The sequence below is a fragment of the Lacinutrix sp. C3R15 genome, from assembly GCF_018860825.1.
GTDB lineage: Bacteria > Bacteroidota > Bacteroidia > Flavobacteriales > Flavobacteriaceae > Oceanihabitans.
This window is the reverse complement of record NZ_JAHKPZ010000030.1, coordinates 297,437-322,090: the sequence shown is the minus strand read 5'-3', so window position 1 is coordinate 322,090 and position 24,654 is coordinate 297,437. Positions and strand designations below refer to the sequence as shown.

22 protein-coding genes are annotated in these 24,654 nt (G+C 31.4%); 13 read left to right on the top strand and 9 right to left on the bottom strand.

Going from position 1 to position 24,654, the window contains the following annotated elements; genetic code table 11:
- Positions 1-25: 25 nt before the first annotated feature.
- Positions 26-1,558, bottom strand: coding sequence for a bifunctional phosphoribosylaminoimidazolecarboxamide formyltransferase/IMP cyclohydrolase (purH, locus tag KO494_RS10090; protein WP_215967479.1), 1,533 nt, complete (start codon positions 1,556-1,558; stop codon positions 26-28).
- Positions 1,559-1,755: 197 nt separating this feature from the next.
- Here purH and KO494_RS10085 point away from each other — a divergent pair, with 197 nt between their 5' ends.
- The gene (locus KO494_RS10085; RefSeq protein ID WP_215967478.1) at positions 1,756-3,009 is read left to right on the top strand and encodes an ABC transporter permease; all 1,254 of its coding nucleotides are present in this window, start codon (positions 1,756-1,758) and stop codon (positions 3,007-3,009) included.
- Positions 3,010-3,119: 110 nt separating this feature from the next.
- On the opposite strand, the gene KO494_RS10080 is transcribed toward KO494_RS10085, so the two are convergent.
- Complete coding sequence (locus tag KO494_RS10080; RefSeq protein WP_215967477.1) at positions 3,120-3,575, bottom strand: GAF domain-containing protein; 456 nt, start codon at positions 3,573-3,575, stop codon at positions 3,120-3,122.
- A 93-nt stretch (positions 3,576-3,668) separates the two neighbouring features.
- On the opposite strand from KO494_RS10080, the gene xrtF reads away from it, so the two are divergent.
- The 6 genes from xrtF to KO494_RS10050 all read left to right on the top strand — a co-directional run bounded on the left by xrtF (position 3,669) and on the right by KO494_RS10050 (position 8,652).
- A complete protein-coding gene (xrtF, locus tag KO494_RS10075) occupies positions 3,669-4,217 on the top strand; it encodes an exosortase family protein XrtF (RefSeq protein WP_215967476.1) in 549 nt (182 codons plus the stop codon).
- A complete protein-coding gene (locus KO494_RS10070) occupies positions 4,214-4,642 on the top strand; it encodes an exosortase F system-associated protein (RefSeq protein ID WP_215967475.1) in 429 nt (142 codons plus the stop codon). Before xrtF ends, KO494_RS10070 begins: the two co-directional genes overlap by 4 nt.
- Positions 4,643-4,709: 67 nt before the next feature.
- Positions 4,710-5,123, top strand: coding sequence for a hypothetical protein (locus tag KO494_RS10065; protein WP_215967474.1), 414 nt, complete (start codon positions 4,710-4,712; stop codon positions 5,121-5,123).
- Positions 5,124-5,192: 69 nt separating this feature from the next.
- Complete coding sequence (locus KO494_RS10060; RefSeq protein ID WP_215967473.1) at positions 5,193-5,918, top strand: heavy-metal-associated domain-containing protein; 726 nt, start codon at positions 5,193-5,195, stop codon at positions 5,916-5,918.
- A gap of 37 nt (positions 5,919-5,955) precedes the next feature.
- Positions 5,956-8,196 (top strand): TonB-dependent receptor, encoded by a 2,241-nt coding sequence (locus KO494_RS10055; protein ID WP_215967472.1) that lies wholly within the window; start codon positions 5,956-5,958, stop codon positions 8,194-8,196.
- A 99-nt stretch (positions 8,197-8,295) separates the two neighbouring features.
- On the top strand, positions 8,296-8,652 hold the full coding sequence (locus KO494_RS10050; protein WP_215967471.1) for a heavy-metal-associated domain-containing protein: 357 nt from the start codon (positions 8,296-8,298) through the stop codon (positions 8,650-8,652).
- A 247-nt stretch (positions 8,653-8,899) separates the two neighbouring features.
- Here the strand turns inward: KO494_RS10050 and groL are convergent, their stop codons facing one another.
- From groL to miaB, 7 genes are all read right to left on the bottom strand, one after another.
- Positions 8,900-10,534 carry a chaperonin GroEL gene (groL, locus tag KO494_RS10045; protein WP_215967470.1) on the bottom strand — a complete coding sequence of 545 codons (1,635 nt, stop codon included), beginning with the start codon at positions 10,532-10,534 and terminating at the stop codon, positions 8,900-8,902.
- Between the two features lie 115 nt (positions 10,535-10,649).
- Positions 10,650-10,928, bottom strand: a complete 279-nt coding sequence (groES, locus tag KO494_RS10040) for a co-chaperone GroES (RefSeq protein ID WP_215967469.1) — start codon at positions 10,926-10,928, stop codon at positions 10,650-10,652.
- A gap of 185 nt (positions 10,929-11,113) precedes the next feature.
- Positions 11,114-11,443, bottom strand: a complete 330-nt coding sequence (gene secG / locus KO494_RS10035) for a preprotein translocase subunit SecG (protein WP_215967468.1) — start codon at positions 11,441-11,443, stop codon at positions 11,114-11,116.
- Between the two features lie 4 nt (positions 11,444-11,447).
- Positions 11,448-12,371 carry a hypothetical protein gene (locus KO494_RS10030; RefSeq protein ID WP_215967467.1) on the bottom strand — a complete coding sequence of 308 codons (924 nt, stop codon included), beginning with the start codon at positions 12,369-12,371 and terminating at the stop codon, positions 11,448-11,450.
- A gap of 81 nt (positions 12,372-12,452) precedes the next feature.
- Positions 12,453-12,959 carry an LptE family protein gene (locus KO494_RS10025; protein ID WP_215967466.1) on the bottom strand — a complete coding sequence of 169 codons (507 nt, stop codon included), beginning with the start codon at positions 12,957-12,959 and terminating at the stop codon, positions 12,453-12,455.
- A gap of 178 nt (positions 12,960-13,137) precedes the next feature.
- Positions 13,138-14,400, bottom strand: coding sequence for a sigma 54-interacting transcriptional regulator (locus KO494_RS10020; protein ID WP_215967465.1), 1,263 nt, complete (start codon positions 14,398-14,400; stop codon positions 13,138-13,140).
- A gap of 99 nt (positions 14,401-14,499) precedes the next feature.
- Positions 14,500-15,948, bottom strand: coding sequence for a tRNA (N6-isopentenyl adenosine(37)-C2)-methylthiotransferase MiaB (gene miaB / locus KO494_RS10015; protein ID WP_215967464.1), 1,449 nt, complete (start codon positions 15,946-15,948; stop codon positions 14,500-14,502).
- A 210-nt stretch (positions 15,949-16,158) separates the two neighbouring features.
- Between miaB and KO494_RS10010 the strand changes: the two genes are divergently transcribed.
- The 6 genes from KO494_RS10010 (at position 16,159) to gldM (ending at position 24,625) form a co-directional block, all read left to right on the top strand.
- The gene (locus tag KO494_RS10010) at positions 16,159-16,932 is read left to right on the top strand and encodes a hypothetical protein (RefSeq protein ID WP_215967463.1); all 774 of its coding nucleotides are present in this window, start codon (positions 16,159-16,161) and stop codon (positions 16,930-16,932) included.
- Between the two features lie 138 nt (positions 16,933-17,070).
- The gene (gene topA / locus KO494_RS10005; RefSeq protein ID WP_215967462.1) at positions 17,071-19,578 is read left to right on the top strand and encodes a type I DNA topoisomerase; all 2,508 of its coding nucleotides are present in this window, start codon (positions 17,071-17,073) and stop codon (positions 19,576-19,578) included.
- Between the two features lie 7 nt (positions 19,579-19,585).
- Positions 19,586-20,755 (top strand): formimidoylglutamase, encoded by a 1,170-nt coding sequence (locus tag KO494_RS10000; protein ID WP_215967461.1) that lies wholly within the window; start codon positions 19,586-19,588, stop codon positions 20,753-20,755.
- Between the two features lie 158 nt (positions 20,756-20,913).
- Complete coding sequence (gene gldK, locus KO494_RS09995) at positions 20,914-22,284, top strand: gliding motility lipoprotein GldK (protein ID WP_215967687.1); 1,371 nt, start codon at positions 20,914-20,916, stop codon at positions 22,282-22,284.
- Between the two features lie 82 nt (positions 22,285-22,366).
- Entirely contained in the window at positions 22,367-23,008 is a 642-nt protein-coding gene (gene gldL / locus KO494_RS09990; protein ID WP_215967460.1) for a gliding motility protein GldL, read from the top strand.
- Positions 23,009-23,059: 51 nt separating this feature from the next.
- Complete coding sequence (gldM, locus tag KO494_RS09985; protein WP_215967459.1) at positions 23,060-24,625, top strand: gliding motility protein GldM; 1,566 nt, start codon at positions 23,060-23,062, stop codon at positions 24,623-24,625.
- Positions 24,626-24,654: the final 29 nt, after the last annotated feature.

Sequence of the window (24,654 nt, the reverse complement as noted above, 5' to 3'; positions counted from 1 at the left end):
TAATTCTTACTAAGGCAATAGCAGCTTAGTGTTTAAAATGTCTTGTACCTGTAAAAACCATAGCTACATTATTATCATTACAATAATCAATACTCAATTGGTCTTTTATAGATCCTCCTGGTTGTATTACAGCTGTAACTCCTGCGTTTTTAGCAATCTCTACACAATCTGGAAACGGAAAAAAGGCATCACTAGCCATTACTGCTCCTTGTAATTCAAAATTAAAAGATTGCGCTTTGTGTATGGCTTGGTTTAATGCGTCTACACGGCTGGTTTGTCCTGTTCCGCTAGCGCATAGTTGTTTGTTTTTTACTAAAACAATAGTGTTAGATTTTGTATGCTTACAAATTTTAGAAGCAAAGATTAAATCATCTAACTCTTTTTGAGTTGGTTTATTGTTTGTAGCGTCTTTTAAATCTTCTAAAGCATCTGTTTTAGAGTTTCTGTCTTGAACTAAAACACCATTTAAACAAGTTCTTACAGTTGTTTTTGGGAAATCAAAATCTTTTAAAACAAGTAAGATTCTATTTTTCTTTCCTTTTAAAATTTCTAAAGCTTCATTAGAAAACGAAGGTGCAATTACTACTTCGCAGAATAATTTGTGAATTTCTTCAGCTGTTGCTTTGTCTATTTCTGTATTGCTAATTAATACACCACCAAAAGCAGAAACAGGGTCTCCAGCTAAAGCGTCTATATAAGATTCTAAAACAGTTTCACGTTGTGCAAAACCACAAGCATTGTTGTGTTTTAATACTGCAAATGTTGGTAATTCGCCTTTAAATTCATTAATTAAATTTACAGCGGCATCAACGTCTAAAAGGTTGTTGTAGCTTAATTCTTTACCATGAAGTTTTGTAAATATTTCGTCAAAATCACCAAAGAAAAATCCTTTTTGGTGAGGGTTTTCTCCATAACGTAATACTTTACCTTGTGTTTCGCTAAGTTTAAAAGAAGCGATTTCATGGTTTTGGTTGAAGTAATTAAAAATTGCAGAATCATAATGTGAAGAAACATTAAATGCTTTTGCAGCAAATAGTTTTCTGTCTGCTTCGGTTAATGTTCCATTTTTTTCTGTAATTAATTCTAAAAAGGCAGCATAATCATTTACAGAAGAAACGCAAATGACATCTGCATAATTTTTAGCAGCTGCACGAATTAATGAAATTCCTCCTATATCAATTTTTTCAATAATATCTTGTTCACTTGCACCAGAAGCTACTGTTTTTTCAAAAGGATATAAGTCAACAATTACCACATCTATCTGCGGAATGTTGTATTCTTCCATTTCGGCAACATCACCATCATGGTTTTGTCTGTTTAAGATTCCACCAAAAACTTTTGGGTGTAATGTTTTTACACGTCCTCCAAGAATAGAAGGGTATGAAGTTACATCTTCTACAGGAACGACATCTATTCCTAAATCATTAATAAATTTTTGTGTTCCACCAGTGGAATAAATGGTTACACCTTGTTTGTTTAATTGTTTTACAATTGGTTCTAAACCGTCTTTACTAAATACTGAAATTAATGCAGATTTAATTGTTTTACTGTTGCTCATTATAGTTGTGTTATTTGCCTGCAAAAATAGGAATATTTAGTGCTTTTTATAAGAGAAAATGCATTTGTTTTTTTAACTAAAATAACGAGTTATTAACAAGATAAGTGCTCTTATTTGTTTTCATTTATTTGTAACAAATATTATATAAAAACGTCTTACCTTTATAATTCTTTAAAAAAGTATAATTTTTACTGCATATGTTACTGTATTTACGTCTCTTTAAAGAGAGTTTTTCTTTTGCTATTAGTGCTTTAACAAACAATAAACTACGAACGTTTTTGTCTCTGTTGGGTGTTACTATTGGTATATTTTCTATAATAGCAGTTTTGGCAGCAGTAGATTCTTTAAAAAATGATATTAAAGGAAGTATTAGTTCTTTAGATAATAGTACGCTTTATATCATGCGTTTTTCTTTTGGGCCTAGTACAATTCCGCAATGGAAAAGAGAGCAATTTCCAGATGTTACTTATGAAGAGTTTCAATTTATAGAAAATAAAATCCCTAATGTTGAAGCGGCTTCTTTTTCGTTAAATGTAAATCCTGAAACCATTAAATATGATGCTGCTTCTGTTGAAAATGTACAGATTGCTGCAGTAACAAGTGGGTATTACAATATTGAAAGTTTACAAATAGGAGAGGGTAGATTTTTTAATGAATCAGAATCTAATTCTGGTTCACCAGTAGTAGTTTTAGGAGATGAAATAGCTAGTAGTTTATTTGGTGATTTAAATCCTATAGGTAAAGTTGTTAGGCTTTACGGAAGAAAATTTACAGTTATTGGTGTACTTGAAAAGGAAGGCTCTGGTTTGTTTGGTGGCTCAAAAGATACCGCAGCAATTTTGCCTGTAAATTTTGTGCGAAGACTTTTAGGTGATAATAATAAAAGAACATTTCCTGCAATAGTTGTAAAACCAGAATCAGGAATCGACTTGTCTGAGTTTAACGCTGTAATAGCCCAAGGATTAAGAAATTTTAGAGGCTTAAAAGCTGGAGAAGACAATAACTTTTTTGTTAATGAGCTACAAGGTTTTACAGATTTAATAGATAATATTACAGGACAACTAAATTTTATGGGTTGGATTATTAGTGGTTTCTCTCTTCTTGTAGGTGGTTTTGGTATTGCTAATATTATGTTTGTTAGCGTAAAAGAAAGAACTAATTTAATTGGAATTCAAAAATCATTAGGAGCAAAAAACAGGTTTATTCTGTTTCAGTTTTTGTTTGAAGCCGTAATTTTAGCTGTTATTGGTGGCTTAGTTGGTTTGTTTTTTGTTTGGATAGTTTCCTTATTAATGACACAACTTACAGATAGTTTTGAGTTTGTACTCTCTTATAATAATATGTTTCTTGGTTTTGTACTTTCTACTATTATAGGTTTAGTTTCTGGTGTTATTCCTGCACTTTCTGCATCTAAACTAGATCCTGTAGAAGCCATTAGAACAGGAATGTAGAATTAAATAAATACAAGTAACTAGAAAAAACAAATTCCAAAAAAAAACACACTATTTTAGTAATCGTGTATTTTTTTGGAATTTTGTACTTTATATCTTTTAGTAGCCTATTATAGCAAGCTTGCAACTTGTGCACAAACAAACTCTAAAAAACGTTCATCTGCTTCTGTAAAAGGATCAGGAGTATTAGAGTCTATGTCTATTTGACCAATGTTTTCACCATTTACAAAAATAGGAATTACAATTTCAGCCTTAACCGTAATACTACATGCAATATAATTATCTTGTGCAGCAACATCTGCTACTACAAAGTTTTCATTGCTAACAGCAACTTGTCCGCAAATACCTTTACCAAACGGGATGATAACATGATCTGTTGGTTCACCAACATAAGGGCCTAATTTTAATTCGTTTTTATCTCCGTTTTTAAAATAGAAACCTACCCAATTGTAATAGGTAATCTGTTCTTCAAGAAGCGTACAAATAGATAATAGTTTATCGTCTTTACTAGCCTCTTTTTGGTTTATTATTGTGGTTATTTCTGGTTTTAATTGCTCGAAATTCATAAGGTTTAAAAACTTTTTACAAAAGTATTTAAAAACCAATATATATTTATCACATTTTGCATAAATTTAACCAAGTAAATTAAAAGCAAATCTTTGAAACAACTTTTTATAAAATATAGGTCTGTATTAAAATTTATAGCCACTTTTTTAATAGTTTATGCGGTCTTAACTTTTAGCTATAAAATGTTTTTGCAATATTCTTCAGGTAACACCTATTATCCTGATTATATGACTAATTTGGTAGCTAAACAAAGTAAAGAAATTTTAAATGCTTTAGATTATAGAGTGCAACTTTTACCGCATCCTAAGGAAGCTTCTTTAAAATTAATTATAAATGAAAAGTATGTTGCTAGAGTTATTGAAGGTTGTAATTCTATAAGTATTATTATTCTGTTTATTTCTTTTATAATTGCTTTTTCAAGTAAATTTAAAACTACAGTACTTTATATTTTAGCAGGTAGCGTATTAATATATATAGCTAATTTGATAAGAATAGTAATATTATCTGTTGGTTTGTATCATTATCCTTGGCGAAAAGATATTTTGCATACTGTAATATTTCCAGCTATAATATATGGTATGGTTTGTTTGCTTTGGGTAGTTTGGGTAAATCGTTTTTCTAATTCAAAAAAAGTAGAATGAACAAACTTGTTACATATGGTCTGCTTGCTGTTTTAGGTGTTTTGCTTATATTGATTCGTGTTTTTGAAGAGCAAATCTTTTACGATCCTTATTTGTCTTTTTTTAAAAATGATTATTTGTATTTAGATTCGCCTAGACAAGAAACATTTAAGTTAACTCTGTTTACAGTATTACGATACCTTTTAAACACTATAATATCGTTAACTATTCTGTTTGTACTATTTAAAGATAAGAACATTGTTAAATTTTCGGCTATTATATATGCAATTTCCTTAGTGGTACTATTATTGTTATTTTTATACTTTGTAATAAACCCAAGGCAAGAAGATTATTATTTGTTTTTTAATATAAGAAGGTTTTTAATTCAACCCTTAATTTTACTGCTCTTAATTCCTGCCTTTTACTACTTTAAACAACATGAGTAATTTGTTAATCATTTTGTAAAACAAGTATTTTAAACTTAGTTTTTGTAAATTTGTACAGAATTTAAGGATGATAAAAAAAATATTACATACAAGCTTTTCTATAACATTAGCCTTTTTAGTGTTATTTTCAACAGTATCTCTTACTATTGAAAAGCACTTTTGTGGTGATGTTTTAGTAGATGTTTCTATTTTTTCTGAAGGTGAAAAATGCGGTATAGAACCTTTTGAAATAGACCAGCAGGCAATTAGCAAAATGTCTTGTTGTAAAGATCAAATAGATGTTATTCAAGGTCAAAAAGATTTAACTATTAAAACTTTTGATGATTTAGAGTTTGCGCAGCAACAATTTTTAGCATCTTTTACTTATTCTTATATTTATCTTTTTGAAGATTTGTCTAAACAAATCGTTCCGCATAAAGATTATTCTCCTCCCAACATAATTGTAGACATACAATTACTTCATGATACTTTTTTGATTTGATTTTTTAATGTTTTTACTTCCGTTTTAACGGAAAACAATTACTTATTTTAATACATCAAACATAAATTCATGCAACATACCTATACAGTTACAGGAATGACATGTAATGGTTGTAAAGCATCTGTAGAAAAAGAATTAAAAGCTTTAAAACAGGTAACCAATGCAACTGCGCATTTACAAGCTCAGGAAGTTACTATTACAATGTCTACACATATATCTTTAGAAACCTTACAAAAAGCGCTTTCTAATAAATATACTATTTCTAAAAAAGAAGAAGTTAATGTGTTCTCTTCTGCTAAAAAAGAGGAAGAAAAAACAGATTTGCAACAACTTTTTCCGTTGTTTTTAATCTTTATTTTTATTATTGGCGCTTCGGTTTTACTAAACTATAAGCCATGGAATTCTTCTGCATTCATGTTAGATTTCATGGGGCTTTTTTATCTGGTTTTTAGCTTTTTTAAGTTTTTAGATTTAAAAGGATTTCCAGAATCTTTTAAAATGTATGATCCGTTAGCAAAATTAATTCCTGCCTATGGTTGGGTCTATCCTTTTATAGAATTAGCATTGGGTGTTTTATTCTTAATGCGCATACAAATTCCGTTAGCATTATTAATTACAATAATTGTTTTAGGAATCACAACCGTTGGTGTAACCAAAAGCTTATTAGATAAAAAAGCAATACAATGTGCATGCCTTGGTACCGCATTAAAGTTGCCAATGACTAAAGCTACCTTTATAGAAAATAGCATCATGCTGGTTATGGCTATAATCATGATACTAAAAATTTACAATTAAAATAAATTTCCTTTTTCAAGGAAATAAAAAACATACAATGAAAAAAATATTATATATATTATTGATGCTTCCTCTTATAACTTTTTCGCAAGATAAAATTAGCGGAATGGTTATGGAAGCCAATCAAGCAAATGAACACTTGCCTTTGTTTGGCGCAAATGTATATTGGCTGGATACAACGGTTGGTACTACTTCAGATTTTGATGGTAATTTTACCATTCCGTACAATGCCTCTTATAAAAGATTAGTGGTTAGTTACGTTGGTTTTAAAACCGATACTTTAACGATTACTAAACCTCAAAAAGTTCATGTGGTATTAGAGTCTAAAAGCGAATTGAGCGAAGTAACAATAACTTCAAGAAAGCAAGCAACTGCAAAATCTTATTTAAATGCAGCAAATACATTTACAGTAAGTAGCAAAGAGTTGCTAAAAGCAGCATGTTGTAATCTTTCTGAAAGTTTTGAAACCAATCCTTCAATTGATGTTAATTTTGCAGATGCAGTAACAGGAACTAGACAAATTAAAATGTTAGGTTTAACCAGTCCTTATCTGTTAATTGCAACCGAAAATATACCCTCAATTCGTGGCGCATCACAAGCATTTGGTTTAAGTTTTATTCCAGGTACTTGGGTAGAAAGTATACAAATAACCAAAGGAGCAGGAAGCGTAGTAACTGGTTTTGAAAGTATTGCAGGACAAATAAATGCAGAGCTTGTAAAACCGTCTACAGATGATAAATTTTATGTAAACCTTTACGGAGCAAGTAATACGCGTTTAGAATTAAATACACATTTTAATACTAAAGTGAGCGAAAAATGGGACACAGGTATTTACCTGCATGGTAATATGCATAATGAAAAACACGATGTAAATGATGATGGTTTTTTAGATATGCCACTATATAATCAAATTAACCTAATGAATCGTTGGCAGTATACCAATCAAGAAAAAGGATTAGTAAGCTTTGTTAATTTTAAATTTTTAAACGACGAAAAGCAAACAGGTGAAGTAGGTTTTGACCCAAAAACAGATCGAGGTACAACCAATGCTTGGGGAGGAGAAATAGATACACAACGCTATGAGGTTTCTGCAAAATTTGGGTACGTAAATCCAGAAATTCCTTGGCAAAGTATTGGTGTGCAAACGGCTTATAGTAGTCATGAACAAGATTCTTATTTTGGGTTAAATGACTATGATATTAAACAAAACAGTTTATATACTACTATAATTTATAGTTCTATTATTAGTGATTCTAGAAGTAAGTTTAAAACAGGATTGAGTTACACTTATGATCATTATGATGAAGTAGTTAATACTATAGATTACGGAAGAAATGAAGCAGACTTTGGAGCCTTTTTTGAATATGCTTATGATAATTTAAAAAACCTTAACGTAACTGCAGGAATTCGTGTAGATTCTCATAATCTATTAGGAACATTTATTACGCCAAGAGTACATGCTAGATATACACCTTGGGGTAAATCTGCATTGCGAGCTTCTTTTGGAAGAGGAAAACGTAGTGCCAGTATTTTTGCCGAAAACCAAAATATATTCTCCACATCAAGAAGTATTAATATTTTAAATACAGATGGAGAAATATATGGTTTAGATCCAGAAATTGCATGGAATTATGGGGTTTCTTTTTTACAAGGATTTAATTTGTTTAACAGAAAAGCAGATATAACTGTAGATTATTATAAAACCGATTTTAAAAACCAGGTCGTTGTAGATTATGAAAATGCACAAGAAATAAATTTTTATAACTTAGAAGGAGATAGCTATGCGAATAGTTTTCAAGCAGAATTTAATTACAATGCTTTTGAGGGTTTTGATATGCGTTTAGCATACAAGTATTATGATGTGCAAACACAATATGGTTCAGAAAAATTAGAAAAACCATTGGTGCCTAAAAACAGATTTTTTGCAAATGCTTCATATGAAACAGCAATTAAAGAAGGAAAAACAGGGCATTGGAAAATGGATGCAACATTTAACTGGTTAGGTAAACAGCGTTTTTCTTCTACAGCATCAAGCCCATTACAATACCAATTGGGAGACTATACACCAACAATAGGTACTTTAAACGTGCAGGTTACCAAAGTGTTTTCTCCAAAATTTGAAGTATATTTAGGAGGAGAAAATGTTACTAATGTAAGACAAAGTAATCCTATTTTAGGAGCAGAGGATCCTTTTGGTTCAAATTTTGATACTACTTTTGTGTATGGCCCAATTTATGGGTCTAATTATTATGCAGGATTACGATTTAAAATACAGTAACAATTCCTTTTCTTTCTTTAGGAAGGCAAAAACGTTAAAAAAGAAGTAAATAAAAAATAAAGTTTAATTAAAAAAATACTCGCTTAGGCGAGCAATATTATGAAAAAAACAATAGCATTACTAGTTTTATTATTTGTAGGAGTAACATCATTTGCTCAAAACAAAAACGCAAAAGCAACTATTGAGGTAGATGGTGTTTGTGGTATGTGTAAAGACAGAATTGAAAAAGCATGCTTTAAAATTAAAGGTGTAAAATCTGCAATTTGGAGTGTAGATACGCATGAATTACAACTTATTTATAATGAAACAAAAACCAATTTAAACGAAATTCATACAGGTATTGCTGCAGCAGGTCATGATACTAAAGATTTAAAAGCTACAGAGGAAGCTTATAATAGTGTGCATCCTTGTTGTAGATATCGTGATGAAAAAGTAAAAGACGATCATAAAGAATAAAAGAGTAAAAGAGTAAAAGAGAAAAAGTAATAAAAAAAGCCTGAATTAAATTCAGGCTTTTTTATGTAACATGCTTTGCAAATACAAGTTATAGAATTGTTTAAATACTTTTGAAAGTAGTAGTTTAAAAAAAATGACGAGAATTTTTAATAAAAAAACGCTTCTAGAAATTAATCTAGAAGCGTTTTTTATATTTAATTACCTCTAATAAATTCGTTTATTTAAGGTAATAATAGTGTTTGCTATATTACATCATTCCTGGCATACCGCCTCCCATTCCTCCTGGCATTGCTGGAGGAGTATCTTCTTTAATATCAATTAAAGCACATTCTGTAGTTAAAATCATTCCTGCAACAGAAGCAGCGTTTTCTAATGCTATTCTTGTTACTTTTTTAGGATCGATAATTCCAGCTTTTAACATGTCTACATACGCATCAGATTTTGCATCATAACCAAAGTCTTTTTTACCTTCAAGTACTTTGTTAATAACAACACTTCCTTCTCCACCTGCATTTTCAACAATAGTACGTAATGGTGCTTCAATAGCTTTGTTTACTATTTGTACTCCTGTAGTTTCGTCTAAATTTTCAGTAGTAATTTTTTCTAATACTTTTTTAGCACGAACTAGAGCAACACCACCACCAGCAACAATACCTTCTTCTACCGCAGCACGTGTAGCATGTAAAGCATCATCTACTCGGTCTTTCTTTTCTTTCATTTCTACTTCACTAGCAGCACCAACATAAAGAACAGCAACTCCACCAGCAAGCTTAGCTAAACGCTCTTGAAGTTTTTCTTTATCATAATCACTAGTTGTAGTTTCAATTTGTGATTTAATTTGGTTTACTCTGTTTTTAATCATTTCTTTATCTCCAGAGCCATTTACCACAGTAGTATTGTCTTTGTCAATAGTTACACGTTCTGCAGTACCTAGCATATCTAAAGTCGTGTTTTCTAGAGTAAAACCTCTTTCTTCAGAAACAACAGTTCCTCCAGTTAAGATAGCAATATCTTCTAGCATTGCTTTACGTCTGTCACCAAATCCTGGAGCTTTTACAGCTGCAATTTTTAAAGAACCACGTAATTTATTTACTACTAAAGTTGCTAATGCTTCACCATCTACATCTTCAGCAATAATTAATAATGGTTTTCCAGATTGTGCTACAGGTTCAAGAACAGGAAGTAAATCTTTCATTGTAGATACTTTTTTATCATACAATAAAATATAAGGATTTTCTAAGTCTGTAATCATTTTGTCACTATCTGTAACAAAGTATGGAGAAAGATAACCTCTGTCAAACTGCATTCCTTCAACAACGTCTACATAAGTATCTGTTCCTTTAGCTTCTTCAACAGTAATAACACCTTCTTTACCAACTTTACCAAAAGCATTAGCTATTAAATCTCCAATAACATCATCGTTATTTGCAGAAATAGAAGCAACTTGTTTTATTTTATCTGAAGAGTTACCAACTTTTTTAGTTTGCTTTTCTAAATCTTCAACAATAGAAGTTACTGCTTTATCAATACCGCGTTTTAAATCCATAGGGTTTGCACCAGCAGCAACGTTTTTTAAACCTTCTTTTACAATTGCTTGTGCTAGAACGGTTGCAGTAGTGGTACCATCACCAGCAAGATCATTAGTTTTACTTGCAACTTCTTTTACCATTTGCGCTCCCATGTTTTCTAGCGCATCTTCTAATTCTATTTCTTTTGCAACAGAAACACCATCTTTAGTTACTTGAGGTGCTCCAAAGCTTCTGCTAATAATTACATTACGTCCTTTAGGACCAAGAGTTACTTTTACTGCGTTTGCTAATGCATCTACACCACGTTTTAAACCGTCGCGAGCATCTATATCAAATTTTATGTCTTTTGCCATAATAAAAATTTTTATTTGTCATTCCTGCGAAAGCAGAAATCTTTTTAATTGAAATTAATAATATAAAATCACACAGAGTCACTTTAGTAGTGCTCAGTGTGACAATTGAATTTGTTTATATAATAGCCATTATATCTTCTTCGCGCATCATTAAATAGTTTATACCATCTAATTTTAATTCGCTACCTGAATATTTTCCGTAAAGAACAGTATCTCCTACTTTTACAGTAAGAGGATCATCTTTTTTACCTGTTCCTATTGCTACAACAGTACCTTTGTGTTGTTTTTCTTGTGCAGAATCTGGAATAAATAAACCAGATGCTGTTTGTGTTTCTGCAGGAAGTGGTTCTACTAAAACGCGATCTGCAAGTGGCTTGATGTTTACTTTACTCATTTGTATATATTTTATTTAGTTATAATAATTTTATTGCTTTAATAGCAAGCTAAAAATGTGCCAACAGGGTAGGACTGACAAAGTTTCAGAAACCTAAAATGTTTTATGTTTAAAATAAATTTAGGGTAAAAAAAAATGCCAACTTTATAGGTTGGCATTTAGTGCTATTTTATAAAAAAAATAGTTTATTCTGGTGTTTCTTCTGTTTGCGCAGGAGCTGTTGGTACTTCTATAGGTTGTGTAACATTTTCAGTATCTAAAGCTTTAGATTCTGTAGTGGCAGAACCACCGTTGATAGCAACGTTAGAAACTAAAATTAATACAATTAAAATAGTTGCAAGCGTCCATGTGCTTTTGTCTAAAAAGTCGGTAGTTTTTTGAACACCACCTAATTGTTGTGTTCCTCCACCACCAAATGATGATGATAATCCGCCTCCTTTTGGGTTTTGTACCATAATCACTACAACTAGTAAAAATGCTACCACTACTATTAATATTAAAAATACTGTAAACATGTTATTATTTATTGTTTTGTTCTTGTAATTGTTTTACTGCTTTAATTTGGTCTGCAAAGAAACCACTTTTTTCTGGATATTTCAAACTTAATATTTTATAAGATTGTATTGCCTTTTTATAGTTTTTTTGTTCTACATAAATTCGCGCTAATGTTTCTGTCATTAGTGCTTCTGGTTGTATCATTTGTTCTTCGGCAATATTAATATTAGCCTTAGTTGTTTTTGCTGGTTTTAGTTTGGGGTTTTTAGTTATAAATTTTTCAATAAGTTCAAATTTTTTCTTCCTATTGGTTTTTATTTCTTCTGTTATTTCTATGTTTTCTTCTCTTTGAATAGGTGTGTAGCGTGCTAATTTTAACCATTCGTTAAACGAATGTGTTTCATTATGGTCAAACTCTAAAGGCTTGCCAATATTTAAAATTTTATTTGCAGCAATGGTTTCGGGTGTTTCTATTGCTTTTTCTTCTTTGTTTTGTGTAGAAGTGTCTGGGTTAAAGCTTGCAATTTTTGTTCGTTCTACTTTTGGTTGAAATAAATCTGGGTCTAAAACTCCGGTTGTATCTTTTATTTGTTGTTTTAATCCATCATCTAAAGTAACTTTTTTGTTTACCGAAAGGTCTTCAACATCTACTAATATATCTTTTACGTGTTCTGCATTTTGTTTTATGTGTTGCGAGATTTCGTTTTGAATAAATTCTTGCGATGTGATATAATCAAACAAGATACTTCTGTCTGTAGTATAGCTTGCTGTTTTTTTTAGTTCTTGGTTGTAGTTAAAGCTTTCTTTGTTTTTTAGACCTTTTAGGTAAATAGCTCTTGCAGATTGACAATACGGAAAATCTTCAAGAAGTGTCTTTAAAGCTTCTGTTTGCGAAGCGGTAACTTTTTGAGGATGTTGTACTAAGTATGTAAAGTCCGTGTTGTTCATTAGCTTGGTTAAATTTAGTGTTTTATTTTTTTGTTTTGGAATTTTTAAAACAAACAAAAAAATAATATTTTAATAATTAAGCTACCAATTAGCTAGTGATGCATTAAAGATGTCTTGTGTTAGGCGTTCAAAAATTTCTTCAAAAGCTGTAGTTTTTATAGAACCTGTAAGTTGTTCGCTTGCACCATAATCATAATAAAAAGAAAAACGTCTTTCAAAATCGTCTTCTTCATTTTTCTTATTAAAAAATCTAACATTAACACCTATAGTTAAACGGTTTTGAGCAGCTGTATTTTCTGAAGTTGCTGTTGTTGGTGAAATTCTGTATTCTACAATTTCTCCTTCGTAAACCAAATCGGCATTGGAGTTTAGCAAACTTAAATTGGTTTGATTGGTAATTAAATCTTGTAATGCAATGGTGAAATCTCTGTTTAAACCAGGCTCTACTAAAATGGCATTATTTTGAAAATAATTGACCTGAAAAGTTTTTATGTTTGAGGCAATAGATGCTCCTGTAAATGAATAGTAACCACAACCTAAAAAGGTAGTTGTAATTAGTAAAAGGAATATTCGTTTTATGTTTTTCATATGTTAAAGACGCTTCGATAAGTTAAGTAGAGTACTTTTGGTTTTTATTTTTTCTGCTTACAGCTACCTGTTTTTAAAAGCTTTTTGTAATACGAATATATTTAAACTTCTTAATTGCTGTCTATAAAGTTGTGTTAATATATAAGTTATGTGTTTAAAACAGTTACCAAAAACTTAGTTATAAATCAAATTGTTTAATTTTTCTGTAAAGTGTACGCTCACTTATACCCAGTTCGGCAGCTGCTAATTTACGTTTTCCTTGGTGACGTTCTAAAGATTTTTTTATTAATTCTAATTCTTTATCGTGCAAAGAAAGGGTTTCTTCTTCTTCAATTTCTTCTGCAAAATGATATTTATCTGCAGTATCTTGTATGCTTTCTGAATTTGTGTTTTCTGGAATAGATAGCAATTCTACATTTTCTTCTTTTGCATCTTCATAATCTGCATCTTCTTCATTGCCATATATTTTTTGAATTAAGCTTTCGTTTTTTTCTTGTACTTCGGTAGCATTACCATTTTTCATGAGTTCCATAGTAAGCTTTTTAAGATCGTTTAAATCTGATTTCATATCAAATAAAACCTTGTACAAGATTTCACGCTCATTACTAAAATCGCTTTCTGCTTTGGTGTTTTTAATAATAGCAGGTAAATTAGTGCTTCCTGTTGGTAAGTAGCTTTGTAAAGTGATAGCGTCTATAGTGCGATTTTGTTCTAAAACAGAAATTTGTTCCGCTACATTTCGTAATTGTCTTATGTTACCAGACCATCTAAATTTAAGTAGTATTTGTACTGCATCTTCAGACAGTTTAATGGTTGGCATTTTGTATTTTAATGCAAAGTCACTAGCAAATTTTCTAAATAATAAGTGAATGTCTTCTTTGCGTTCACGAAGCGGAGGAAGGTTTATTTCTACAGTGCTTAATCTGTAGTATAAATCTTCTCTAAACTTTTCTTTTTTAATGGCTTCAAACATGTTTACGTTTGTTGCAGCAACAATACGTACGTTTGTTTTTTGTACTTTACTAGAACCAACTTTAATAAACTCGCCGTTTTCAAGAACACGCAGTAAGCGTACTTGAGTAGTTAATGGTAGTTCACCAACTTCATCTAAAAAAATGGTTCCTCCGTCTGCTACTTCAAAATACCCATTTCTAGTTGCTGTTGCTCCTGTAAAAGCTCCTTTTTCATGACCAAAAAGCTCAGAGTCTATGGTTCCTTCAGGTATTGCTCCACAGTTTACTGCAATATATTTACCGTGTTTTCTGTGAGAGAGCGAATGTATAATTTTAGGAATACTCTCTTTACCAACTCCAGATTCACCAGTGACTAATACCGAAATATCTGTTGGTGCAACTTGTATGGCTTTTTCTATGGCACGGTTAAGTGTTGCATCATTACCAATGATACCAAAACGTTGTTTTATAGATTGTATAGATTCCATATATTTAGATGCTAGAGTCTAGACTTATAAGGCCTAGATTTCTATTTTTTAAAATATTTTAAATAAACAAAAAAGCTTTAGTTTTTTGTCATGTTTTATTTAATTATTAGTGCTTAAACCTATTGCTTCACCAATTAAAGTAGTTTTTGTAACTCGTGTTATTTTTACGTTTACAAAGTCTCCAACTTTATAGTTTTCTTTAGGAAAAACACAAAGTAGGTTTTGGCTGTTTCTTCCAGACCAATCCTGATCGCCTTTTCTGGCTTCTTTTTCAATTAAAACTTCTACGGTTTTACCAATAAACGATTGGGTTTTTTCTAAACTATGCGCTAGCTGTAAATCAATGACTTCTTGTAGGCGTCTTTTCTTTACTTCTAAAGGAACGTCATCTTCTAGCTTACGTTCTGCCATGGTTCCTGGTCTTTCAGAATACGCAAACATATAACCAAATGCATATTTTACATACTGCATTAAACTCAAGGTATCTTGATGATCTTTTTCGGTTTCTGTTGGAAAACCTGTAATCATATCTTGGCTAATAGTACATTCAGGAAGAATACGTTTAATATTGTCTATAAGCTCCATGTACTCTTGACGCGTATGTTGTCTGTTCATTTCTTTTAAAATCCTGTCGCTTCCGCTTTGTACAGGTAAATGAATATAGTTACAGATGTTTTCATATTTCGCCATAGTTTCTACCACGTCTAAAGTCATGTCTTGCGGATTAGAAGTAGAAAAACGAATACGCATTTTAGGTTGTGCTTCTGCACATAGTTCTAAAAGCTTTGCAAAATTAGTAGCCGTTGCTTTTTGAAAGTCTGTAGCTTTTGCAAAATCCTTTTTTAAACCTCCACCATACCATAAATAGCTATCAACGTTTTGGCCAAGTAAGGTTATTTCTTTGTAGCCTCTGTTATGAAGGTCGTTTATTTCTTCTATAATGCTTTGAGGGTCACGACTACGTTCTCTTCCTCTTGTAAAAGGAACTACACAAAAGGTACACATATTATCACAACCACGTGTAATAGAAACAAATGCTGTAACGCCATTAGTATTTAAACGTACAGGTGATATATCGCCATAGGTTTCTTCTTTAGATAAGATAACATTTATAGCGTCTCTACCATCATCAACTTCTGCTAGTAAGTTTGGTAAGTCTTTATAAGCATCTGGGCCAACAACAAGATCTACAATTTTTTCTTCTTCTAAAAACTTGCTTTTTAAGCGTTCTGCCATACAGCCTAAAACCCCAACTTTCATGTTTGGGTTTACTTTTTTCTTAACCTTGTTATATTTTTCTAAACGTTTTCTTACCGTTTGTTCTGCTTTATCACGAATAGAGCAGGTATTTACCAGAACCAAATCTGCATCTTCAAGGTTTTGTGTAGTGTTAAATCCTTGATTAGATAGAATAGAAGCAACAATTTCACTGTCGCTAAAATTCATAGCACAGCCATAACTTTCAATAAAAAGTTTGCGCGTATTTCCTTCTTTATTCTCTAGAACAAGGTTTTCACCTTGTTTGCTTTCGTCTATAGTCTTTTCCATATTCAAGCCTGTACATACAGGTGTCTTGTTTTTTTGCTTTTAAGCTTTGCTTTAATTTAGCTTAGGCAAAAAATGTTTTATTTTAATCCATGTCAATAAGTATGCAAAGATATGATTATTTTAAGTAAAGTGACAAAGTGACAGTGTGTATTTTTTTATCTAATGTTATTAATTTGTTTAATTTTGAAACACTAACCAATAACAGGAATAATGAAGTTTCAGGAATTTGAAAGTAGAGTGCAAAATGCCAAAACATTAGATTTTGGAGATATATTTAATAAAAGTATTGAGCTTTTTAAAAAAGTATGGATACAAGGTATGGTTATGATCTTGCTAAGCATATTGATTATTTTACCTTTTTATTTATTAATGTATTTGCCTTTAATTGGAGCAGGAATAATAGATCCATATATGTTTGAATCTAATACCTATGGTCAAAGTAGTGCGTTTAACCCGATATTAATGTTTCCATTCTTTTTGTTTATGTTAGTGTTTGGTTTAATTGCTTCAGTAATTTCGTTTGGTATGCGAGCAGGTTTTTACAGAATTTGTAAAATGAAAGATTTAGATGAAGCAGGTAAAGAGGATTATTTCTTTTATTTAAGAAAACCATACCTAAGTAAGTTAATAAAATTATCTCTTGCTACTTTTGGTATATCATTAGCAGCAATACTTTTATGTTACCTCCCTATTTTTTATGTAATAGTGCCAATAACTTTAATGAATGTCATTTTTGCATTTAATCCTGAGCAATCGGTTTCAGAAATAATTAAATCTGGTTTTGTTTTAGGTAATAAAAAATGGCTAATTACTTTTGGTTTAATTATTATCAGTTCTATTTTGGCTTCTATAGTTGGTATGATTATGTGTTTTGTAGGTGTTTTTATAACAGCATCCTTTGCATACATTCCTGCATATTATATATATAAGGAGTCTGTTGGTTTTAATGCAGAAGATGAAAATAAGCAAATAGAAAATTTTTAAAATACTTGTAAAATCTTTAAAAGCCTGTTAAATCAGGCTTTTTTTATTAGTTTTATTGAGAATTTATAGCTCAAAATAGAATAAATTAGGAACGTGAATTTTTTTTCGCATACCTTTGCACTCTGAAAAAATAGAAATATGGCGAAGAATTTAGTTATCGTAGAGTCACCTGCAAAAGCAAAAACTATTGAAAAATTTCTTGGAAAAGATTATAAAGTAGAGTCTAGTTTTGGGCATATTGCAGACTTACCGTCTAAAGAATTAGGAGTAGATGTAGATGGTGATTTTAACCCTAAATATGAAGTATCTAAAGACAAAAAAGCAGTAGTAAAAAAACTAAAAGACTTAGCAAAAAAAGCAGATGTTATTTGGCTAGCTAGTGATGAGGATCGAGAAGGAGAAGCGATTGCATGGCATTTAGCAGAAACCTTAAAACTAGATAAAGAAAAAACAAAGCGTATTGTTTTTCACGAAATTACTAAAACAGCAATACAGAAAGCAATAGAAAACCCTAGAAGTATTGACTATCATTTAGTAGATGCGCAACAAGCACGTAGAGTGTTAGATAGAATTGTAGGTTATGAGCTTTCTCCTGTTTTATGGCGTAAAGTAAAAGGAGGTCTTTCGGCTGGACGTGTACAATCGGTTTCTGTACGACTAATTGTTGAAAAAGAAAGAGAAATTCAAGAATTTAAAGCAGAAGCATCATATAGAATAGACGCAGAGTTTTCTAATGAAGAAGGCCAGTCTTTTAAAGCAAAACTACCAAAGAATTTTGCTACAAAAAAAGAAGCCTATGCGTTTCTAGAAAGTAATGCAGCGGCAGATTTTAAGGTGGCAGATTTGCAGAAAAAACCAGCAAAAAAATCACCTGCAGCACCTTTTACCACATCTACATTACAACAAGAAGCAGCAAGAAAATTATATTTTTCGGTAAGTAAAACCATGAATATGGCACAACGTCTATATGAAGCGGGATTAATTACCTATATGAGAACAGATAGTGTAAATTTATCTGATGAAGCAAGAAAAGGAGCACAGGCAGAAATTGAAAGTGCTTATGGTGAAAAATACAGTAAGCCAAGAAATTATAAAGGAAAAGCTAAAGGTGCTCAAGAAGCACACGAAGCTATTCGTCCAACAAATTTTGCAACGCACTCTGTAAATATTGATAGAGATCAAGCAAGATTGTACGATTTAATTTGGAAACGTGCTATTGCATCACAAATGAGTGAAGCACAATTAGAGCGTACCAATGTGAAGATAGAATCTTCAAAAAACAGTGAAATCTTTACTGCAAACGGAGAGGTTATTAAATTTGATGGGTTTTTAAAAGTATATTTAGAAGGAACAGATGATGAAGATGTAGAGCAAGATGGTATGTTGCCTGCAATGAAAGTAAATGAAACACTTTTAAATAATTACATTACAGCAACAGAGCGTTACACAAGACCACCAGCAAGATTTACAGAAGCTTCTTTAGTAAAGAAATTAGAAGAACTTGGTATTGGTCGTCCATCTACATATGCGCCAACTATTTCTACAATTCAAAATAGAAACTACATAGAAAAAGGAACTGTTGATGGTGTTGCACGTGATTATACCCAACTTACATTAAAAAGCGGCAATGTTAAAGATGTCGTGTTAACAGAAAAAGTAGGATCTGATAAAGGAAAATTGGTGCCAACAGATATTGGTATGATCGTTACCGACTTTTTAGTAAATCATTTTGAAAGTATTTTAGACTATAATTTTACTGCAAAAGTAGAAAATCAGTTTGATGATATAGCTGAAGGAAAGAAGGATTGGAAAAAAATGATGAAGTCTTTCTATAAATCTTTTCATCCTAAAGTGACCGATGTACAAGAAAATGCCGAAAGAGAATCTGGAGAACGTATTTTAGGAAAAGATCCAAAAACAGGAAAACGTATTAGTGTACGTTTAGGTAAATTTGGACCTATGGTGCAAATGGGAGAGCCAGATGATGAAGAAACACCAACCTATGCTAGTTTAAGTCCAGATCAACAATTAGGGACTATTACTTTTGAAGAGGCAATGGATTTGTTTCAGCTTCCTAAAGATTTAGGAACCTTTGAAGGCGAAGAAGTACAGGTTAATAATGGTCGTTTTGGGCCTTATGTTAAATTTGGAGCTGCTTATGTTTCGCTACCAAAAGGAACCGATCCATTAACAGTAGAGTTAGATGATGCTATTGTTTTAATTAAAGAAAAGCAAAAAGCAGACGCGCCAATTTATCATTATCAAGATTTACCAGTGCAAAAAGGAAAAGGTCGTTTTGGTCCATTTATAAAATGGAACAATATGTTTATTAATGTAAACAAAAAATACGATTGGGATAATTTATCAGATGCAGATATTGTAGAATTAATAGAAGCTAAGATTCAAAAAGAAATAGATAAGGTTATTCATAACTGGGAAGATGACGGCATTCGAGTTGAAAAAGCACGTTGGGGAAGATTCAATATATTACAAGGTAAAGTAAAAATTGAATTACCTAAAACAACAGATGCTGCAGCTTTAACTTTAGAAGAAGTCAAGGGTATCATCGAAAAAAATGCACCTAAAAAGAAAGTAGCTAAGAAAAAAGCGCCAGCAAAGAAAAAAACAACCGCAAAAAAGAAATAAGTAGTTCATGAATTTTAATTTTCTTTCACCAGTTTCAGATATCGTTTTAGCGCATAATGAATTATTGCCAGAACAAGCTTTAGGTCGAAAATTAAAAATACATTCTAAACAACAAGGAGTTCCAGATCTAGAAGGAGTGCAACTTGCTATTTTGGGTGTGCTTGAAACTAGAAATGATATCAACTATATAGGAGAAGATTTTAATTTAAACGAAATACGTAAATCTTTCTATACTCTCTTTCCTGGTAGTTGGAATACAACAATTGCCGATTTAGGAGATATTAATAAAGGAGAATCTGTTGAAGATACTTACTTTGCTTTAAAAACTACAATCGCTATTTTAGTGCAAAAAGGAGTGATTCCTATAATTATAGGAGGAAGCCAGGATTTAACATATGCCAATTATCGTGCTTATGATAATATTATACCTATGGTTAATGTTGTTAATGTAGATTCTAAATTTGATTTAGGTGATTCTGCAAAACCTATTAAAAACAATAGTTTTGTTGGTAAAATTATACTAGATCAGCCATTTAACCTTTTCAATTATTCAGCAATTGGCTATCAAACATATTTTAATTCGCAAGAAGAGATAGATTTGATGGAAAAGTTGTACTTTGACGCCTATCGTTTAGGTCAAGTATCCAATGATATTACCATTGTAGAACCTGTAATGCGTGATGCAAATATTGTAAGTATAGATTTAAGAGCTGTGAAATCATCAGAAGTAAGTTTAAATCAAAAAGATTCACCAAATGGTTTAGATGGTAAAGAAGTCTGTGCTATTTCTCGTTATGCAGGAATAAGTAATAAAGTTACCTCTTTAGGTATTTGGGAATATAAGCCATCTAAAGATGATGAAATAACAGCAATGCTTATTTCACAAATTATATGGTACTTTGTAGAAGGTGTAAATTGTAGAGTTAGTGATGATGGTGATTTTAAAAATGAAAATAATTATCAGAAGTTTATTACCCTAATTGATGATCAAGATTTAATCTTTTATAAAAGCATAAAAACAGGTAGATGGTGGATAGAAATACCTTTTTTAAATGAAATGAATAATAAATTAAAAAGACATACGTTATTACCTTGCATGCACCAAGATTATATAGACGCTTGTAACAATATTTTACCAGAACGTTGGTACAAAGCATTTCAGAAGAATTGCGTATAGCGGTTTTTACGTGTTAAAATTATAGTTTTGTCGTTTAAATGTTTTATTTTTACGACGAACCGTATTTTTTTTTCACAAAAAAGTTGTTTTTTAAAAAATATATAAATATGTTTACGCTCTTAAATTTTGAGCACAGAATAATTAACCTCGAGTTTTCAATGAATATGAAGAATTTTCTCTTATTAACAGTAGTTTTAGCATTCCTTTCAAGTTGTGGTTCTGGTGACAGAGGACAGCTAGTTGGTGTTAAAGGAAAGAAGTGGCATCCTGAAAAGCCATATGGTATGGAATTAATACCTGGAGGAGCATTTATTATGGGTAAATCTGATGATGATTTAGCTGGAATACAAGATGCACCAACTAAAACGGTAACAGTAAGATCGTTCTATATGGATGCAACTGAAATTACAAATAGTGAATATCGCCAATTCGTTCAATGGGTAAGAGATTCTACTATTAGAACTAAACTTGCAATATTAGCAGATGAAGTAGGAGCAACTCCTGGAGATGGTGGTATTGGTGAATTTGCTTTTAAAGATGCAGATCCAGAAAATATGAATGCATATGAACAATATATGTATGATAACTACAGTGGAATGGGTGAAACTGGTTATGAAGGTAGAAAATTAAATCACGATGTAGATTTAATTTTAGATACTTCAGAATATCCAGATGAATATTATGTAGAGGTAATGGATACTATGTATTTACCTATTGAAGAATCTTACAATGGGCAACGTACTTGGGATGTGTCAAAATTTAAATTTCAATATACTTATATGGATATTGAAAAAGCAGCAAGAGTTAGTAATAAAGGAAAGAAGAGATCAGAGTTTTTAATTACAGAAGCTGTTGAGATTTATCCAGATACTACAGCTTGGATTAGAGATTTTGCATACTCTTACAATGAGCCAATGCATAACGACTACTTTTGGCATGATGCTTATGGAGAATATCCTGTAGTAGGAGTTTCTTGGAAACAAGCAAAAGCTTTCTGTGAGTGGAGAACTTTATATCACAACGCATACAGAAAAGAGAAAAACCTACAATACGTTAATGAATACAGATTACCATCTGAAGCAGAATGGGAATATGCTGCAAGAGGAGGTTTACAAGGAGCAACTTTTCCTTGGGGAGGACCTTATGCTAAAAATGATAGAGGTTGTTTTATGGCAAACTTTAAACCATTAAGAGGTGATTATGCTGCAGATCAAGCTTTATACACTGTAGAAGCTAAATCTTATGAGCCAAATGATTTTAACTTATACAACATGGCAGGAAACGTGTCAGAATGGGTAAGTGCTTCTTATGATCCTAGTTCTTATGAATACGTATCTACAATAAACCCTAGTGTTAACGATGTAAATAACCAACGTAAAGTGGTAAGAGGAGGGTCTTGGAAAGATGTTGCTTATTATTTACAAGTAAGTTCTAGAGATTATGAATATGCAGATTCTGCAAGAAGTTATATAGGATTTAGAACTGTTCAAGATTATATGGGAACAGATGTTACAGCTAACGCTAGATAATATAACTAAAAAAAACTAACCAAATTAATTATAAATAATAATCAACTTAAAGTATTTAAGTACTTAAAAACAAATTAAAATTATGGCACAAAAAGGTAAAATCACAGTAACTAATATGATCTACGGATTAGGAGCAGCAATTGTAATTGTTGGAGCTTTATTTAAAATTCAGCACTGGCCTTACGCTTCTGAAATCCTTACATTAGGTATGATTGTAGAAGCATTAGTATTTACATACTCTGCTTTTGAAAGACAAGCAGGTGATTTAGATTGGTCTCTAGTATATCCAGAATTAGCTGGAGGGGCTTCAGTAGGTGCTAAGAAAGTAAAAGCAGCGCCTCAAGAAAGTGAAGCAGAAGGATTATTATCTAAAAAATTAGACAACTTATTAAAGGATGCTAAAATTGATGGAGAATTAATGGCTAGCTTAGGAGCAAGCATCAAAAATTTTGAAGGAGCTGCAAAAGGTATTTCTCCAACCGTAGACGGTATTGCTGCACAAAAGAAATATAGCGAAGAAATGTCTTTAGCTGCTGCACAAATGGAATCTTTAAACAGCCTGTACAAAGTACAAATGGAAAGCGCTACTAGACAAGCTTCAATTAATGAAGAAGCTGTTGAAAATGCTGCTAAATTAAAAGAGCAAATGCAATCTTTAGCTTCAAACTTATCTTCTTTAAATGGAGTATATGGTGGAATGCTTTCTGCAATGAACAAAAACTAATTAGTATTTGTTATTAACTTATATTATTAACCAATAAAAAACTAATTAAAAATGGCAGGAGGAAAAGCATCTGCAAGGCAGAAAATGATTAACTTGATGTATTTAGTATTCATCGCAATGATGGCTATGAATATGTCAAAAGAAGTACTTTCAGCGTTCGGATTGATGGAAGCAAAATTTGCAGATTCTAACGAAGCTACAACTAATAGAAATGAGGCTTTATTAGGAGATTTAATAACTAAAGGAGAAGAAAAACCTGAAGAATTTAAAGTTCCAGCAGCAAGAGCGCAACAAATACAAATCGCTTCAGATAAATTTTTTAAATATCTAGAAAGTGTTAAAGCAGACCTTATTAAAGCTGGGCAATATAAAATAGATCCTAAAACAGGAAAACTACCTTTTGAATCTATGGATAAAACTGATATCCTAGATGAAGCTTGGTTTACTGGTGATCGTTTGACTAAAAAAGGTCAGGAGGTAATGGATCAAATTAACCTTTATAAATCTGAAGTTAAAAAAGTGTTAGCTACAGATGAATCTTATAGAGGAGCAGCTGAGGCTTTTGAAAAAACGTTTAGTACTGAAAAAGTAACAAATAAAGACGGTAAAAAAATTGATTGGTTAAACTATAATTTCCAAGGATTTCCAGCAATTGCATCATATACTAAGTTAACTGCAATGCAAAATGATGTTAAAGTAACAGAAGCTAACATGTATAACCTGTTTTTAGGTAAAACATTAACAGAAGCTACTACTTTAAACAACTATAAAGCAATTGTATTAGCTGATAAATCTGCATTCTTTGCAGGAGAAAAATTTCAAGGTAGAGTTGTAATTGGTAAATACGCTAACGTACCACCAACAAAATTAGTTGTACAAGGAGAAGAGATTGATTTAGCTACAGCTATTGATTCAACAGGAGCTGCAAAATTAGATTTCAATGTAGGAAATGTTGGAGAACATACTATTGATGGTCAGTTTACCTTTATTGAAAATGGTAAAGAATTACCAATTCCTATCGAGGCTAACTACGTGGTAGTACCAAGACCTAATTCTGCAACTATTTCAGCAGACAAAATGAATGTTGTTTATCGTGGTGTTGTAAACCCAATGACAATCTCTTTTGCTGGAGTACCTGATAATAAAGTATCTGCAACAGGAACTGGTTTAACTAGAGGTTCTGGAACAGGAAAATACAACATGGTGCCTACTACAGGTAAAGAGGTTACAATTAAAGTAACTGCTAAATTAGACGACGGTAAATCTGTTGGAGATAGTAAAACATTTAGAATTAAAGATATTCCTAAGCCTTCAGGTCAAATGGTTGGTAAAACTGGACAATTCTCATTACCAAGAAACAATGTAGAAATTGGTAGAGTAGAGGCTGTTTTAGAAGACTTTGATTTCGATTTACCTTTAACTGTAACATCATTTAAATTTAAAGTTCCTGGTTCACCAAGTGTTACTTGTTCAGGAAACAAACTTAATTCTCAAGCAAAAGCTGCTTTACGTAAAGCTAAGCGTGGATCAGATGTTCAAATATTTGATATTAAATCAAAAAGTAATGGACCAAGAATTAAGCCAGCAGCACCAATTATTATAGAGTTATCTAACTAAACCAACTTTATAGTAGTATTAATTAAAAA